General features: G+C 47.4%; 17 protein-coding genes. 15 read left to right on the top strand and 2 right to left on the bottom strand.

Annotation, left to right across the window (positions count from 1 at the left end; translation table 11 throughout):
- Positions 1-57 precede the first annotated feature (57 nt).
- Positions 58-513 carry a DUF934 domain-containing protein gene (locus ACINK7_RS18150; RefSeq protein WP_404357463.1) on the bottom strand — a complete coding sequence of 152 codons (456 nt, stop codon included), beginning with the start codon at positions 511-513 and terminating at the stop codon, positions 58-60.
- A complete protein-coding gene (locus ACINK7_RS18145; protein ID WP_404357461.1) occupies positions 500-2,152 on the bottom strand; it encodes a nitrite/sulfite reductase in 1,653 nt (550 codons plus the stop codon). The genes ACINK7_RS18150 and ACINK7_RS18145 overlap by 14 nt, the downstream gene beginning before the upstream one ends.
- A gap of 186 nt (positions 2,153-2,338) precedes the next feature.
- Between ACINK7_RS18145 and nhaD the strand changes: the two genes are divergently transcribed.
- The 15 genes from nhaD (at position 2,339) to ACINK7_RS18070 (ending at position 17,326) form a co-directional block, all read left to right on the top strand.
- Complete coding sequence (gene nhaD / locus ACINK7_RS18140) at positions 2,339-3,676, top strand: sodium:proton antiporter NhaD (protein WP_404361474.1); 1,338 nt, start codon at positions 2,339-2,341, stop codon at positions 3,674-3,676.
- Positions 3,677-3,731: 55 nt separating this feature from the next.
- Positions 3,732-5,066, top strand: coding sequence for an AmpG family muropeptide MFS transporter (locus ACINK7_RS18135; RefSeq protein WP_404357459.1), 1,335 nt, complete (start codon positions 3,732-3,734; stop codon positions 5,064-5,066).
- A 613-nt stretch (positions 5,067-5,679) separates the two neighbouring features.
- Positions 5,680-5,880 (top strand): 50S ribosomal protein L31, encoded by a 201-nt coding sequence (rpmE, locus tag ACINK7_RS18130; RefSeq protein ID WP_084685514.1) that lies wholly within the window; start codon positions 5,680-5,682, stop codon positions 5,878-5,880.
- Between the two features lie 1,091 nt (positions 5,881-6,971).
- Positions 6,972-7,421 carry a pilin gene (locus tag ACINK7_RS18125; RefSeq protein ID WP_404357457.1) on the top strand — a complete coding sequence of 150 codons (450 nt, stop codon included), beginning with the start codon at positions 6,972-6,974 and terminating at the stop codon, positions 7,419-7,421.
- Between the two features lie 225 nt (positions 7,422-7,646).
- Positions 7,647-9,578 carry a hypothetical protein gene (locus ACINK7_RS18120; RefSeq protein ID WP_404357455.1) on the top strand — a complete coding sequence of 644 codons (1,932 nt, stop codon included), beginning with the start codon at positions 7,647-7,649 and terminating at the stop codon, positions 9,576-9,578.
- A 277-nt stretch (positions 9,579-9,855) separates the two neighbouring features.
- Positions 9,856-10,410: a Uma2 family endonuclease gene (locus ACINK7_RS18115; protein ID WP_404357453.1), complete on the top strand. Its 555-nt coding sequence runs from the start codon at positions 9,856-9,858 to the stop codon at positions 10,408-10,410.
- A gap of 373 nt (positions 10,411-10,783) precedes the next feature.
- A complete protein-coding gene (locus tag ACINK7_RS18110; RefSeq protein WP_404357451.1) occupies positions 10,784-11,086 on the top strand; it encodes a nucleotidyltransferase domain-containing protein in 303 nt (100 codons plus the stop codon).
- Positions 11,083-11,568: a hypothetical protein gene (locus tag ACINK7_RS18105; RefSeq protein WP_404357449.1), complete on the top strand. Its 486-nt coding sequence runs from the start codon at positions 11,083-11,085 to the stop codon at positions 11,566-11,568. Before ACINK7_RS18110 ends, ACINK7_RS18105 begins: the two co-directional genes overlap by 4 nt.
- A 489-nt stretch (positions 11,569-12,057) precedes the next feature.
- Complete coding sequence (locus ACINK7_RS18100; RefSeq protein WP_404357447.1) at positions 12,058-12,963, top strand: glycosyltransferase family 2 protein; 906 nt, start codon at positions 12,058-12,060, stop codon at positions 12,961-12,963.
- Between the two features lie 166 nt (positions 12,964-13,129).
- A complete protein-coding gene (locus ACINK7_RS18095) occupies positions 13,130-14,230 on the top strand; it encodes a glycosyltransferase family 4 protein (protein WP_404357445.1) in 1,101 nt (366 codons plus the stop codon).
- Positions 14,227-14,931 carry a class I SAM-dependent methyltransferase gene (locus ACINK7_RS18090; protein ID WP_404357443.1) on the top strand — a complete coding sequence of 235 codons (705 nt, stop codon included), beginning with the start codon at positions 14,227-14,229 and terminating at the stop codon, positions 14,929-14,931. The genes ACINK7_RS18095 and ACINK7_RS18090 overlap by 4 nt, the downstream gene beginning before the upstream one ends.
- A 512-nt stretch (positions 14,932-15,443) precedes the next feature.
- Positions 15,444-16,292, top strand: coding sequence for an ABC transporter permease (locus ACINK7_RS18085; protein WP_404357441.1), 849 nt, complete (start codon positions 15,444-15,446; stop codon positions 16,290-16,292).
- Between the two features lie 394 nt (positions 16,293-16,686).
- A complete protein-coding gene (locus tag ACINK7_RS18080) occupies positions 16,687-16,881 on the top strand; it encodes a hypothetical protein (RefSeq protein ID WP_404357440.1) in 195 nt (64 codons plus the stop codon).
- Positions 16,878-17,102, top strand: coding sequence for a hypothetical protein (locus ACINK7_RS18075; protein ID WP_404357438.1), 225 nt, complete (start codon positions 16,878-16,880; stop codon positions 17,100-17,102). The genes ACINK7_RS18080 and ACINK7_RS18075 overlap by 4 nt, the downstream gene beginning before the upstream one ends.
- Before the next feature lie 14 nt (positions 17,103-17,116).
- Complete coding sequence (locus tag ACINK7_RS18070; protein ID WP_404357436.1) at positions 17,117-17,326, top strand: hypothetical protein; 210 nt, start codon at positions 17,117-17,119, stop codon at positions 17,324-17,326.
- Positions 17,327-17,351: the final 25 nt, after the last annotated feature.

Raw genomic sequence — 17,351 nt, 5'->3', positions numbered from 1 at the left:
CGCTGGAGCGTGGGAACGATAGGGGGGAATAATTACGGGGTAAGAGCTGAGAAGCGGCTAATTGACCGACGGCTGATAAGCCACCGAAAAATCGTTCAATGCGGCCAGCGCGTCTTCCGGCTTTCTGCTTTCATCCAATTGAAAGGCGTCGACGCCGGTTCTGTGCAGATAAAATATCTGATCGATCAAGTAATTGCCGACAGCACGAATTTCGCCGCGGTAATGATAGCGGTTGCGCAGCAACCAAGCTTGGCTGAACGAGCGCCCGTCGCCGAACATCGCGATGTCCAATTCGACCAAAGGCATTCCGGCTAAATCGCCGGCAATGTCTTCAAGCGTATCGGTCGATCGAATTCTGAGACCGGTTTGTCCGCCGCGCCGAGTCAGAGAGTCTTTATCGTTCAGCCAACGAGATACGGAAACGGTAATATCGCCTGATTGAGGGATGTCTTGATTATCGGCGACAAATTGACAATTGTCTTCGGTGATTTTTTTATCTTTAATGATTTGCATAAACTTGCTCTTTGAATGGCGTAATGCCGACGCGTTTAACGGTATGTAAGAAAGACTCGTCTTCTTGTCTTTGCTTGATGTAAACATCGAGAATGTCTTGCACGGCCCGCGTGATTTGATCCTTGGCAACCGAGGGGCCCAATCTATCGCCGATTGCGGCTTCGTTTTCGGACGAACCGCCCAGCGTAATCTGATACCATTCCTCGCCTTTTTTATCGACGCCGAGAATCCCGATATGGCCGACGCTTTGATGCGCGCAGCCGTTCATGCAGCCTGAGATGTTGATCTTGATATCGCCGAGATCGTGCAAGTAATCAAGATCGTCCAGGGCCTGATTGATTTCGCGGGTAATGCCGATGGAGCCTGCGTTGGCCAGAGAGCAAAAATCGAGGCCCGGGCAGCAGATGATGTCGGTCGCGGAGCCGATATTCGGCGTGGCCAACTTGGCGGCGTCGAGCTCCTGCCATAAGGTGAACAAATCCGCCTGCTTGACATCGGTCAAAACCAAATTTTGCCTATGAGTGCTGCGGACTTCGCCGAAACTGAAGCGGTCGGCCAAATCGGCGACCAAGTCCAATTGCGTATCGGTAATGTCGCCGGGAGGGGCGTCGGGTGCTTTCAGAGAAATGAAGGCCGCACAATAACCGGGCACGCGGTGATCGGCCGTATTCTGTTGGACCCAAGTTGCAAAAGCCGGATTGTCATGGAGCCGATCATTGAAACTGCCGTCAAGGCCGGCATCGGTTTCGTAAGCCGGCGGTGCGAATTGGGCTTTAATGGATTCAATACGTTCGTCGCTCAGCTCGAGACTGTCTTTGTTCAACCGCCATTCTTGCTCGACCAATTCAGCGATCTTTTCGAGGCCTTCTTCCTTGACCAAAATTTTGATTCTGGCTTTGTACTTATTGTCGCGGCGCCCGAATAGATTATAGATACGGACGATGGCTTCCAGATAAGACAATAGGTACTTTTTTTCCAGAAACGGACGAATGACTTGTCCGATGACCGGCGTGCGGCCTAGGCCGCCTCCGACGAAAACTTTAAAGCCGACTTCGCCGGCATCGTTTTTAACCAAATGCAGGCCGATATCATGAAATTGCGTCGCAGCCCGGTCGTGCAGGGCGCCGCTGACAGCGATCTTGAACTTGCGAGGCAAAAACGCGAATTCGGGGTGCAGCGTAGTCCATTGGCGAATGATTTCGCAATAGGGGCGCGGGTCTTCGATCTCATCCTTACACACGCCGGACAAAGGGTCGGTCGTCGTATTGCGCATGCAGTTGCCGCTGGTTTGAATCGCATGCATTTGAACCTCAGCCAGTTCCGCGAGAATGTCCGGGACTTCCTCGAGCTTGGGCCAATTGTATTGAATATTTTGGCGCGTCGTAAAATGACAATAGCCCTTGTCGTATTTACGTGCGATTTCGGCCAATTTGCGCAATTGCCTGGACGACAGCAGGCCGTAAGGGCCGGCTACGCGCAGCATCGGCGCGTGAGTTTGAATGTACAAGCCATTCATTAAGCGAAGCGCGCGGAATTGATCGCCGTCGAGTTCTCCTTTCAGGAAGCGTTCGGTTTGGCCTCTGAATTGGGCGACACGTTCATCAATGAGCGTTTGATCGTCTTGAGTGTATTGGTACATAGTGAGGATGAGCTGTTGGAAAAGCGCCGTAAGGGGGCGAATAAATGAACCGGCAATATTATACCGACACGGATAAAATGACAAAGTTTATTATGCGGTTATAATATCCCGCTTTAAAAATTTTAACGTTCGTTTTTCCAATAATTTACTAATCAGGGGGTTCTTTTGTTGCGGCTTATATTTGTGATGCTGGCTTTGTGTTTGCCGGAGCTGGCGCTGGCAGGCGGGTTTGAAAACCTGGATCTAACCGGTACCGAGCGAGGTATCTATACTGTATTAATTTTCGTCATCGCTTACGGTTTCGTGATGGCCGAAGAGTTTACCGGATTGAAAAAATCCAAGCCGGTCATCTTTGCGGCGGGGATTATTTGGGCGCATGCGGCGGTTTTGGCGTCCTCGAAAGGCGTTTCAACTGAAGAATTGCACGAAGCCTTCGAGCATAACCTAAAAGAATACGCGGCCTTGATGCTGTTCTTGCTGGTTGCTATGACGTATATCAACGCGATGGCCGAGCGTAATGTTTTCGAAGCCTTGCGTTCCTGGTTGGTCAGAAAGCAATTCAGTTATCGTAAGCTGTTTTGGATTACCGGCATCATCACATTCTTCTTGTCGTCGGTTGCCGATAACCTGACTTCGGCATTGTTGGTCGGTGCAGTCGTATTGGCGGTCGGCAAGAAAAACGACAAATTCATTACGATCGGTTTAATTAACCTGGTGATTGCTGCGAATGCCGGCGGCGCGTTTTGTCCGTTCGGCGATATCACCACGCTAATGGTATGGCAGGCGGGTTATGCCGAGTTTTTCGACTTTTTCGCGCTGTTTATTCCATCAACCGTCAATTATTTAGTGCCGGCCGCCTTCATGCATTTCGCGGTGCCCGACGAGCAGCCAGAAGCGGTTCACGAAGCGGCGATCGAATTGAAACCGGGCGCGGTAACGGTTTGCGTGCTGTTTGCGTTGACCATTGTATCTGCGGTTAGTTTCAAACAATTCCTGCATTTGCCGCCGTTCATGGGCATGATGTTCGGTCTTTCGATCTTGATGTTGTACGGTTTTCATATCACTACGCTCTATCGTAGCAACGAAGATTATGAATTCGATATCTTCAATAAAGTGCGCGATGCCGAATGGGATACTCTGTTCTTTTTCTTCGGCGTGGTTTTTGCGGTAGGCGGTTTAGGTTATATCGGCTATCTCGAACTGATGTCGGCGGCGATGTACGATGGACTCGGATTTACCTCGGCCAACATACTGGTCGGTGTGATGTCGGCGATCGTCGATAACATTCCGGTGATGTTCGCGGTATTGAACATGGGCTTGGAGATGGATTTATACCAATGGTTGCTGGTTACGTTGACCGCCGGTGTGGGCGGGTCGATGCTGTCGATCGGTTCGGCGGCGGGTGTAGCGTTGATGGGGCAGTCTAATCATAAGTACACTTTCTTCAGTCATCTAAAATGGACGCCGGCGATCGCCGCCGGTTATGCGGCCAGTATTTTCGCTCACTATTTAGTGAACGGCTAATCATGGCGCTTCGGCTTCGCGTTGACGCTTCGTGGTTTGATTGCCGGTCGGTGGCATGACGGCTGTCAAGAGCGGATGGCGCGAAGCCTTTCTTGTCTATACCCGGCCTCGCGTGCTGGGTATGGTTTTTCTCGGTTTTTCGGCCGGTCTTCCCTTTCTATTGGTTTTTTCGACGCTGTCGGCATGGCTTCGCGATGTCGGCGTCGAATTGTCCGTCATCGGTTTTTTCAGTTGGGTCGGCGTGACATATTCCATCAAGGTATTTTGGGCGCCGGTGGTCGACACGCTTCCGCTGCCGTGGTTGACCAAGTGGTTCGGCAAGCGGCGTAGTTGGATGTTGTTGGCTCAATTGGGTATTGCGGCTGGCCTGATCGGCATGGCGAGCGCCGATGTCGAATCGCAATTGCAATGGATTGCGATATTCGCCGTTTGGGTGGCGTTTTGTTCCTCAACCCAAGATATCGTCATCGATGCTTATCGAATCGAAGCGGTCGTCGTCGAATATCAAGGCGCGATGGCGGCGATGTATGTGCTCGGCTATCGGATTGCATTGCTGGTAGCCGGGGCCGGTGCGTTTTATCTGGCTGATTATTTCGATTGGGCGATTGCCTATCAAATGATGGCTGCCTGCATGCTGGTCGGTGTCGCGGCCACGCTGATCATTGACGAGCCGCTCCCTAACGAAGATCAAGAGGCGCGGAAATTGGCGCGAAGAGTGGAATCCGCTCTAGGTGTTGCGGAGCGCCGAAATTGGCCGGATCGATTGGGTGCTTGGTTTTCCGATGCGGTGCTAAGCCCGTTCGTCGAGTTTTTCACGCGAAACGGCAAATTCGGCTTGATGATACTGGTGCTGATCGCGACTTATAAAATGAGCGACATCACGATGGGCGTGATGGCGAACCCGTTTTATTTGGATATCGGATTCAGTAAAAAAGAAATTGCCGACATCAGCAAGATTTTCGGGTTTTTCATGACCATCGCCGGCGCCTCGCTCGGCGGCGTATTGGTGGCCCGCTATGGCATCATGAAGCCTTTGTTGCTCGGCGCAGTGATGGCTGCCGCGACCAATTTACTGTTCGTGCTGCTCGCCGTCTCGGAGCCCAGCTTAGTTTTGCTTGCCAGCGCCGTCAGTGCCGATAATCTCAGCGGAGGTATTGCGACCTCGGTGTTCATAGCCTACTTATCGAGTATGACCAGTAAGGCCTATACCGCGACTCAATACGCCTTATTCAGTTCGCTGATGACTCTGCCCGCGAAACTTTTAGGCGGCTTTTCCGGAATAGTGGTTGAACATTACGGTTACGAATTATTTTTCGTTTATTCCGCATCGGTAGGATTGCCGGCAATCGTTTTGGTGCTGGTGTTAATGAGGCGCTACGCGCGAAGTTAGCCGTTTGGCGATGGTTTTCTAAGCAGGACGAGGAATACGGGATTTCCAACGCTCCAGAGACTGTGAAAGTATCGGTGAATACATCATAAAACAATTTATTTACCATGAAGAGCATGAAGATAATGAAGAAAAAGACTATAAAATCAAAAATTTAATTCTTCGTGTGGCTTCGTATTCTTCATGGTTATTTCGTAATATTGAATACTTTCAAAATCTCTCCAGCTTCCTGAGACCGGCACAACCCATATGCGCCAACTTAAGCAAATAACGCGTCATTCCGCCAGGGATTGGCGGAATCCAGTGCCATGGATGGCAAGCTTTTGATGCACAGTAGAGCCTGAATGCAAGCATTATTTATTTCTGTGGTGTTTAACTTAATGGCGGTGACGCTGGAGCGAGAGAACGATAGGGGAGTATGAATAATTACAACCGAAATATTTAACGTAAATCGAAACATTCGGTATGTGTTAAATACCCCGCCCGGCGTGGAGAAAGAAACAAGCACCATAAGGAATCGACCAAAAATTGATATTGCGATTCACTTATATAAACAGTATCATACGCAGTTCATTAATAAGTACGTGGCCCACTAACGGGTAATTTGGAAGCAAACATGAAACCAGACATTCATCCAGAATACAAACAAATCACAGTCACTTGTGGTTGCGGCAATACCTTCGAAACCGGGTCCGTATTGGGTAAGGATCTTCAAGTTGAGGTATGCTCAGCATGCCACCCTTTTTATACCGGTAAACAACGTGTCGTCGATACCGCAGGAAGAGTCGACAAATTCCGTAGAAAATACGGCAAATAATCCAATAACCGATGCCGAAACTCCTTCGGCGCCGGATTGCAAAAAGCGCAACCCTTTCCGATTCCTTAGCGGGCGTTCTCTCGTAGCGCTCGCTAATAATCCCCTGGGCGGGTTTTATAAACTCGTCATCGGCGTTTCAGCCATGCCCAAAGTAAGCATAAAGCGTTTGGGGTGGGTTGAATAACCTGCTCCGTGCCTCAATTTTGACGGAACACAAACATAGCCTTATAAACCCCTGCCGCAAAGGTAGTGGCGTAGGTCGGGTTAGCGTAACCCGACAGGGGGGCGGTGGCACGTCGGGTTACGGCTATCGCCTAACCCGACCTACTCGGCTGTGGGAGCTATCCCCTGATCGCGATGTCGGAGACGGGAGCGTTGGCTGACAATAAACCTAAAAAGAGCAGTTGGAAGCTTCAAACTACCGTTCGCCCTGAGCCCCTTCGGCTGCGCTCAGGAGGGCCCCTTCGGCTACGCTCAGGAGGGCCCTGTCGAAGGGTGAACGGTAGTTTGAGGCTTCACCAATCCGGTGTAAGTGTTGTAGACCGTTCATGCTTTGACTTGGCTCAGCACGAACGGTCTACAACACTTATCAACTGCTCTTTTTAGGATAAACGGTATCGAAGTCACATTGGCTAAGATGGCATGTAGCCCGTATGCAGCGTAGCGGAATACGGGAATAGCGTGGCTCCGGGCTTCCCGGATTGCGCCATGCTCCATCCGGGCTACGCTTTTTAGATTCGCCGGAAGAGGCCTGTAGCGATTTAGCGGCGGAGTTCTGTGCTTAGCTTGATGCGTATGGGCTATAAACCCCGTTCCGAAAATGGTATAAATGTTACGGTCGGGTTTGTGCGACCCGATCGGCGATAGAACGAAAGGACTGACCAAAATTGTCATAAACCGCCGTTTTTAGAAAGTCGTACCGAGTAGAATTTCCGATCTGAGCAACTGAATCGCGCCGCTCACCGAAAAGAGACACGCCTAACGCATTGATATACAAACACCCTGGTTCTTGTTTGCAAAGTTGGCATGGCGCATGCATTATCTTAACTGAATTCAATTCGAACTTTTCTACCAACACAGAGGTGGTTACCATGCAAAAATTTAAAACACAACAAGGTTTTACCTTGATCGAACTGATGATCGTGGTCGCGATCATCGGTATTTTGGCGGCGGTCGCGCTGCCGGCTTATCAGGATTACACAATTCGAGCCCAAGTTTCTGAAGGTCCTGTTTTAGCAGGGGGGGTGAAAACTACAGTTTCTGAGTTTTGGAGCGATCGTGGTACTTTAACTGGTGCTGATAGTGGTGCGTTTGGTATCCCTGCAGCCGCAGACATTACGGGTAATTATGTCAGTCAAGTAGCGGTTGCGAACGGACTAGTGACTATCACGTATAGTAGTACTGATCCAAGAAAAGCTAGCTCACAAATTGATGGTTCTACATTATTGCTATCGCCTACAACTACTGTAGGAAGTCTAATCTGGACATGTAAGACTGGTTCTAATTTACCGGCAAAATATCTGCCTTCAAGTTGTCGTTAATTAGCACTTTCGAGATAAAGAAAAAGTCCGCCTATAAGGTGGACTTTTTTATTTGGAGAATGTGGACGGTTAACAAATGAAATAAACGACGATTTTTAACATTAATTAATATGTTAGCTGTTATGAAGTTCAGTTTATAGAAGAAATATCTATCTATCACGGTTTTCTAATAGTTAACATAGTCTAGAAAGGTTTTATAAAAATTGGCCATTACAAACAAATACAATGTCTAACCGAAGTCCCCACTTCTTATTGTTATTTGGGCTATCGATTTTAGTTGCTATCGTTTATTGGCCTGGCTTAAAGGGTGGATTTTTATTTGACGACTATGCCAATCTCAACAAGCTCGGTGAATACAACGGCGTCAGAAATCTAGACACCTTTCTCAAGTATATTTCTTCGGGCATTGCGGGCCCGACCGGGCGACCGATAAGCCTTCTTAGCTTTTTGTTGGACGGAACCGATTGGCCAACCGATCCTTTTCCGTTTAAACGGACTAATGTATTGTTGCACGGACTTTCCGGCATTTTTTTGTACTTGTTATGCCGGCAATTATTACTGTGCTTCTATCTTCCCTCTAGCCGCCTAAATAATGCGGCTTTGCTGGTCGCCGCATTATGGTTGCTGCATCCCTACATGGTCTCGACCGTTCTATATGTCGTTCAGCGCATGGCAATGCTGTCGGCTTTTTTTTCGATATTAGGTTTATGGCTTTATGTCAAGGGCCGGCGTTTGTTGGCGGAGGAATCCCGTCGCGCCTATGCATATATGACCAGCGCGGTGGTCTTGGGTACTTTGCTGGCGCTGTTGAGCAAGGAAAACGGTATATTGTTGCCGTTGTTGATCGCGATGGTCGAGTTATGCGTTTTTCGTCATCCCTATAGCGGAGTGGCGCCGCTGAACAAGCTCTGGCAAATTACATTTATTTTATTACCTAGCCTCGCTATTTTCGCTTATCTGATTTACGTTTTTAATCCCTATACGCTTGATCATCCTTTTTATAACCGCACGTTTACTTTACCGCAAAGGTTGCTTACCGAAAGCCGGATTGTAATTGGGTATTTATATCATATATATATACCGCGTATGTTTTATCCGGGGCTTTTGAACGAGAATATCGAGTTATCCACCGGGTTGTTGGCACCTCCAAAGACTCTGTACAGCGTTGTTGCATTGTCGCTGATGTTATTCGGTGCGATTGCCATGCGTAAGCGTTGGCCGTTACTGAGCTTATCTTGGTTGTTTTTTTTGGCCGGGCATGTTTTGGAGTCCACTACAATCGGATTGGAGCTTTACTTCGAGCACCGTAATTATTTACCGGCTATTTTTTTGTTTTTACCGCTCGGTAGTTTATTGATTCGGGTGGATAGGCGTATGCTCCGAATCGGTAGTTATTTGTTTTTAGCCATTTGTGCCGCATTTACTTATCAACGCAGTCAATTATGGGGTAACCCGCTGGAGTTGACGTTATTTTGGGCTGAGCGTAATCCGCATTCTTCCCGTGCGCAACGCACTGCGGCATTGCAAATGGAGCAGGCGGATCAACCCTTAGCCGCTTTGACATTACTGACCCAAGCCAGACATGAAATTCCCCATAATCTGGATTTGCAGTGGCATTGGTTGATCTTAAAGTGTCGTTTCGACGAAGTGACCGAGAGTGAGTTTTCCGAGATACGGAATCAGACCGGTAAATTAGATTACGTCCCGCAATTATTTAATATGCTGCAATCTACCATTCAAATTATGTCCAGTCCTGAGTGTAAGGGTGTAAGCGCATTGCAAGCATTACAGTTGTTGGATACTTTAATTAATGACAACCCATCCGTTCAACGTAACTCGCGTCTGCGATTTCAAATGTATCATCTCAAGGGCAGAGTTTATGCGGAGTTCAAAAAGCCGAAGCTAGCCGTCGATGCATTCAACCGGGTTTTGGATATGGAAAAAAACATAGAGCATGGTTTGGTGCAGGTCGGAATTTTGGGTTCCCACAGGCACTTTCAGGAAGCTTTAGAACATTTACAGAAAGTAGAATCGTTGATACAAACACAACCCGGCACAAACATTCTACCTCTGGATATTAAGCCGGATTATCGTTATGAAGTCGAACGTATTAAGCAAATTTTGCTTGAAGAGTTAGATTCAGTAAAAACCGAGTAATTCACTTGTTTCCACTCTTCTGAGACTGTGAAAGTATTATATCTTTTTTCCAAGCTTCAGCTTTGGCAGGATAGAGGGCAACCCAATTCTAAATGTTTCGACCGTGGACTAAGCAATCCGAGATGTTTAAGGTAAACCGAAATATTGGGGCGGTTTAAATAACCCGTCCCGCCAGGAGTTGCGGCAACCCAATGCCGAATTATGCCGTTATGCTATACTCCCGATGGTCGATCAGTTAGACGCTAATTGATGTGTGATTTGGAAAAGTTAGGCAGACATGGCTAATCCCGCGCTTAAATTACCCAGTTATGACGATATTCTGGCTTTGCCCGAAAATATGATCGGTGAGATCATCAATGGACGCTTGGAAGTGCGGCCGAGGCCCGCGACGACGCATGCTTTGACTTGTTCGGCGTTGGGTGGTGAATTGTTTAGACCTTTTCAAAGAGGGGGTAGTCCGGGTGGTTGGTGGATACTTGACGAGCCGGAATTGCACATCGGCGGTCATGTTTTGGTATCGGATCTTGCAGGATGGCGTAAACAACGCATGCCGCAACTGCCTGAGACGGCTTGGTTTGAAATCGTGCCCGATTGGGTCTGCGAGGTTTTATCGCCTGCAACCGCCAAAATCGATCGCAGCGAGAAAATGCCGATTTATGCCAGTCTAGGTGTGTTTTATTGTTGGTTGATTGATCCGGTGTTGCATACGCTCGAAACGTATCGCTTACAAGAAGGCCATTGGCTGTTGCAGCATAGTTTAAAGGATGACGATCAAGTCAGCGCCGATCCGTTTGCCGAGCATTCATTTAGTTTGAGTCATTTGTGGGAATAAGGAAAAGCCGGTAATGACGCAGGACGGGGTTTGCAACCCCGTCCTAAACATTTTGACTTTGGCCGAAGTAAGCCGAAATGTTTAGGGAAAACCGAAACGTTGGGGGCGGGTTACAAACCCGTTCCGCAGGAGTTCCCCATAGATGCGAACAATGAACATAAAAAGAGCAGTTGGGCTATGAAAAATCCCGTTCGTCCTGAGCCCTTCAGCTACGCTCAGGAGAGCCCTGTCGAAGGGCGAGCGGGATTTTTCATTCACCCAAAGGGTGAGTATGTTGTGGGCCGTCCATGCTTCGACATTGCTCAGCACGAACGGCCCACAACATACGCCAACTGCTCTTTTTAGGATGAACGTTAACTGAGCACAAAAGCCTATGCGTTTAACAAAAAACGAAATTAAGGTTATCAAAGAAACGATCACTGAAGTTTTCGGCACTGAAGCAGTGGTTCGATTATTTGGTTCCAGAGTGGATGATGCCGCCAAAGGCGGTGATATTGATTTGCTTGTGACCCTTTCGTCCCCGACAAACCAGCCGGTAGAAAAGATGATCAAAGCAGAAGCTAAAATAATCTACCGATTAGGTAACGAAAGAAAAATCGATCTGCTATTAGACGCGCCAAATTTGAATCAACAACAGATTCACCGCATAGCCCGCGAGCAAGGCGTTTTATTATGAAAATTGCAGCCGAAATACAAGCGAGATTAGCTTTTTTAGTGCGCGTGATTGAAAAAGAAATTGAGCATCTGGATTATGCCGATCAACAAGTTTTTTCTTCTTCATTTAATAGGGCCAGCATAGAAAACCTGGCGCATACACCTGAATATGCGCTCAAAATAGAAGCATTTTCGAGTCGTTTTGGTCGTCTTCAGGACACACTAGGTGATAAGTTGTTACCCGCACTGCTCACAGCACTGGGTGAATTCCCCAAGGCTTTACTGGTTAACCTGGACAAAGCTGAAAAATATGGCTGGTTAACGTCTGCGGAGCAATGGATCGCATTACGCCAGCTAAGAAACAGAATGATTCACGAATACATTGACGATCCGGATATTTTTTATTCCGCATTGGTCGCTGCACATAACAATTTAAGTCTCATAAAAGACTTTGCAGGTTATTTAAATAAACAAGTTGCGGAATTATTGAGTGAGGAATCTTAAAAATATGATCATAATAATCGTGGTCAGCCCTTACATTTGAGATTTTCCCTTGTTTTCACGATCCGTTTTGGCTGTTCGCTCAATAATGCGGCAAAGTGGGGAATCAGCTTTTTGCCAATATGATCTTGGGGCTACGCTGCTTAAAGTAACTCGCCCGATAAAATCGGGAGGCAGGTTTTAAACAGTTACTTAGCCAATGAGTCCTCGACATCTATTATTGTCGTTTGACGCTCTCGGCCTCGAAATCGCGTCGAAGGCGTCGCTCCCACAAAGCGTCGGGTGCTCTGTGGGAGCGATCCCCAGATCGCGATATCGGAGCAAGGTGCGCTAAATATACCTATCGCACATCAAATTTCGGCATTATACTCCCTCGCCCACATTGGGAGAGGGCTGGGGTGAGGGTTTTAAAAAAACGAAATTTCATGTGCGAACACTATATAACGATGAACGCTGGAGCGTGGAAACGATTAATACTAACGGTGATTTGATATGGATAAGTTGAGCATGCATGCCTATGCTGGAAGGGTGGAACGGGACAATTCTATCAGCGTCGTTTTACCGGCCAAGAACGAAGCGCAAAATATTGCAGTGGTATTACGGCGATTGAAGCACTTATTGCCCGATGCCGAGATTATCGTTGTCAACGACGGGTCTACCGATAAGACTGCTAAATTAGCGGCCAAAGCCGGCGCCAAGGTCATCAGTCATCCTTACAGCCAAGGCAATGGCGCATCGATTAAAACCGGAGCCAGAAACGCCGGCGGCGATATCTTGGTATTCATGGATGCGGACGGTCAGCATGATCCGGAAGATATCCCCGCTTTACTGGCTAAGCTTGATGCCGGTTACGACATGGCAGTCGGTGCGAGACATGCAAGAACGCATGCGTCTTGGTTGCGGCGTTTCGCGAACGGGTTTTATAACAAGTTGGCGTCGGTCATGACCGGGTATCGGATTGAAGATTTGACCTCCGGCTTTCGTGCGGTCAAAGCCGATAAGTTTCGCCGGTTTCTCTATTTGCTTCCGAACGGCTTTTCCTATCCGACCACCAGTACCATGGCTTTTTTCCGATCCGGTTTTCCGGTGGCCTATGTGCCGATTCATGCCGGTAAACGCGAGGGCAGAAGTCATATCAAATTATTGCGGGACGGCATTCGGTTTTTTGTCATTATCATGAAAATCGGTGCGCTGTTTTCGCCGATGCGTTTGTTTCTGCCGTTAAGTTTCTTAGTTTTTATCACGGGTGCGTCTTATTACGCTTACACATTCATAACCAGCGGTCGGTTTACCAATATGAGTGCGGTATTGTTTTTGGCCTCGTTGTTCATTTTTTTGATTGGAATTCTGTCCGAGCAGGTTTCTTCGTTGCATTATCGCCATGCGGAAAAAGATTGAAGCACGCCAGTACCTTTTCGTTCCTACGCTCATTGCCTTGGAATACAGTTAGAAAAGCTCCAGTTTCACGAAGCCGGAAAGCAAGAGTATGCAGTCAGAATTTTCCAATCGGGGTTTGGAAAATAGCGGAAAAGAGCTTTGAATAACCACCATTTAATTGCCCAGAGTGAAACTTCTTTTTATATCTAGAGCTTACCCCCCTGTCGTGGGGGGGTTGGAAAAACATAACCAAGCATTGTTTGCGGCATTACGCGCTATAATTCCTGTACAGTCGATTTTAAATCGTAAGGGTAAAAAAGCCTTACCCTTTTTTTTGCCTTTAGCCATGTTCAAGGTACTATTTTGCTTTCAAGAAAGCGATGTAATTTTACTTGGAGACGGTCTTCTCGGTGTCTTGGGTTGGTTCATCAAATTGTTCCGACCGAACACACCGGTAATTTGTATTATTCACGGTTTGGATATTACCTATGGTAATCCTGTGTACCAGTTTTTTTGGATTAGGTTTTTCCTGCCTAATATGGATCGGCTCATTGCTGTCAGTCAAGCAACTTCCGAGGCGGCTATTCTAAAAGGTTTGCCGGCATCTAAATTAACTGTGATTCCAAACGGTGTTCACCAAGTGGAAATGCAGCCATTCAGGGATAGACAAAAACTCGACCAATTGTTGGGCGTAGATACGGAAAACAAAGCCATTTTGTTTACTCTCGGCCGGCTAGTAAAGCGTAAGGGCGTTAGTTGGTTTATTCGGAACGTAATGACCAAAATACAGGATCAATGCATTTACATTGTTGCTGGGGATGGGCCAGAAAAGGCTATCATCGATAAAAGTATTCAAGAATATGGCCTTGAAAAAAGTGTTTTCTGCTGTGGATTTACAACAGAGGAACTAAAAGGCTTGTTGTTTGCCAACGCGGATTTGTTTATTCAGCCAAACATTAAAGTTACTGGCGATATGGAAGGCTTCGGTATTGCAGTCTTGGAAGCCAACGCTCATGGCCTGGCCGTTCTCGGTTCAAATCTGGAAGGACTGCAAGACTCAATTACCGAAAATCAAAACGGTTGGTTGTTGGAGCCGGAAAATGCCGCTGCTTATATCCAAAAGATAAGCGAACTTTTGAAAGATCCCTCCGAGTTACAGCGGGTGGGCAATAAAGCAAAACGATTTTGCCATCAGCATTTTTCTTGGGAACAAATAGCTAATCAATATTTTGCATCTATTGCTAATTTAGCTGCACCAAAGCATAACAACAAGACTAATTCATTATGAGCCAAGATGAACACCGACAAATCGCAAAGTTTTATGACGAAATTTATTATCACGAAATCAAATCAACTGTATCTCACCCTTCCTGCCATGCCTTGCAACTGATAAAGCGGTTACATTTGGCTCCAGGGGACAGATTGCTGGATGTTGCTTGTGGTGCTGGGAGTTGGCTTGCAGCGGTAGCACAACATGGTGCGGATATAAGTGGTATCGACATATCCGAAAGAGCTATAGATGCGTGCCAGCGTCGCTTACCTGAGGGTGTTTTTTTCTTGGGTATTGCTGAGCAACTTCCTTTTGATAGTCACTCATTTGATATCGTTACCTGTCTCGGGTCGCTTGAGCATTTTCTAGACCAACCAGCGGCATTGCGGGAGATGGCGAGGGTTGCAAAACCCAATGCTAAACTAGTGATTCTGGTACCCAACGCAGGTTTTCCTACGTATCGCTTTGGTATTTATCGCGGTACTCAACAACAAACAGTACGGGAAACAATTAGGTCTCTTGATGAGTGGCGAAAAATGCTCGAAGAGGCTGGCCTGGAGATTACAGATCGATGGAAAGACTTGCATGTGCTGTCTCGAAGCTGGATAGTACGGCCTCCTTTTTACATGGTACCACTGCGCTTATTTCAGGCCTTGGCTCTAACTATCTGGCCTTTATCATGGCAATACCAAGTCTATCACTTGTGTCGTATTCGCTAGATTATTCCTTGTTTCCAAGCTTCAGAAACTTTTATCTCAAAAAAAATCGGAGCCACTCAGTAGCTTGTCGTAGTCAATAAGCCAAATGAAGAAAAACGTAAATATTCGGCCAACCGCTCATCAAACCAAACGCAGCCCCGGAAGTGTCTTTCTAAGGGGGAGCACATAAGTCTTTGATGGGAAATCTCTGTTTGCCGGCGGGGCCGAGTTTACCACGCCCTTGCGTTTGTCCTAAATAGCGCCAATTAGGCTGTTACCCAAGCTCCAGCTCCAGCTCCAGCTTGGGTAACCTGTTCAGGAAGCTGGAGCTTCCGGGGTGTGTTTCCCAAGCGGGAACTTGGGAAAGAGCGTGACTATTTTTGGAGTATAAAGGGAGTAGCTTTATGCGTATGGGTTACATAACCCGTTCCGCTGGCGGCATCATCGGCCGCAACGGCGCCGGCAATAGCACTTAGGATGCGGTCAGAAATAAATCGTACCCTACGAGCTATACATCCTTTAAATCATTGAGCATGAAAATACAAAGCAATAACACCAAAATCTATAGGGCTCGCCGAAACGGGCATAAAACCCGAATTTGGAAGGAGATGTTTTCAGACTTGATGGCTAGTCGAGAATTGATCTGGCGATTGATCATTAGGGACTTTTCGGTCCGCTATCGTCAATCGATGCTGGGTTATGTTTGGGCGGTTCTACCGCAAATCGTCACAGTCGCCATTTTCACTTTTTTATCAAAACACCGGGTATTCGACATGGGGCCAACCGACTTGCCTTATGTCGTTCATGCTTTATGGAGCATATCCGTCTGGCAACTATTTGCCGGTTGCCTGATCGGATGCACCAACAGTTTGGTGAATGCCGGGTCTTTAGTCACAAAAATCAATTTTCCCAAGGAAGCGCTGGTCTTTTCGGCCATTGGTCAAGCGTCGCTGGATTTCATGATACGTTTGATTCCGGTAACGGTAGTTTTCATTTGGTATGGTTTTGTACCTTCCTGGCACAGCGTCTTTATTCCCTTGATATTGATTGCAGTGTTGCTGATGGCCTTGGGGACGGGCTTTATCATGGCAATCATCAACCTGGTTTTACGCGACATGGGCAATATGCTGAGCATGGTACTGACCTTTGGCATGTTTTTGGCCCCCATTCTGTATCCGCCGCCAGTCAGAGAGCCTTTCACCATCGTTAATGTCGCCAACCCCTTCAGCCCGCTTTTAATCGCGGCGCAAAACCTGTTATCGGGGCAGCCCTTGATGCAACCGGAACTGCTGGTTTACATGATAGCTTTCAGTATTGGCGTATTTTTTCTAGGCTGGAGAACTTTTCATATCACCATGCCGAGAATTGCGGAACGGGCTTGAAATCATGTCGGATGACGTTTTAATCCAAGTCGAAAACGTCAGCAAAAAATTCTGCCGCTCGCTGAAACGGTCTATGCTTTATGGCATCGAGTTATAGGATGCAGTGAGGTACGAACCGCATCGCATCTTTCGCGATTTATGCGCATCGCTATCGCTCAGCGCATCCTAGGCACTAAAAAACGATATCAACAATGCATGAAACTGCCAGAACCATAGTCACGAAGACGGCGCCACTGATTGCATTGACAGCCGCGACCGGCAATCTTGATAGCAAAGATGCAGTGAGGAACAAACCGCATCCGGGTTAAAAACCATAAATGTTGAAATCGACCCAACTGGACATATTGGGCAAATCGATTTTTTACGCAATTAATGAACATTAGGATCGAAAACCATGGTAATCACGACAAAAAACCGCGACTTAATGGCACCGGAAACAGAGCCCACCGATGCAGAATTACAGATCGTGATGAAAGAAGCACTGGATCTAGCCCTGGCTAGAAAACAACAATCCGATATCTGGATGCGTCGGCAATTGCTGGAAACCGTCGATCAGGTTCGTAGCGCCTATGAAGCGGCGCATCCATGAATTCAGCAAACGAACAAAAGCCGCGATTATTAGTCATCGCCGGCCCCAACGGCGCGGGCAAAACCACGGTAACGGAACGAGGACTTGCCCACGAATGGTTTACGGGATGTCAATACATCATCCAGACTTTATCGCCCGTGATGAATTTGGCGATTGGAATTCGCCAGACGCGATACTTAAAGCTGCCCAGTTGGCATCCCAACTTCGGGAAGACTGTTTAGCTAATGGCCAGAGCATGGCCTTTGAAACAGTGTTTTCCGCACCGGATAAAGTCGAATTCCTATATCGTGCACACCAACAAGGTTATTTTATCCGGGTGTTTTTCGTCGCAACCACCGACCCGTCCATCAACGCATCCTACGTGCTGCCCAACACCTCCGAAAAGTTACGCAAAGACAAATTCTGGGTGGTGTATGATGTATCTTTGACGCTCTATCCGCGATAAATTACCCGAGTAAAAAGCTTATGCA

Source organism: Methylotuvimicrobium sp. KM1, assembly GCF_044788715.1.
GTDB lineage: Bacteria > Pseudomonadota > Gammaproteobacteria > Methylococcales > Methylomonadaceae > Methylotuvimicrobium.
Note: the sequence above shows the minus strand (reverse complement) of the source record. Positions and strands in the feature narration are given on the sequence as shown.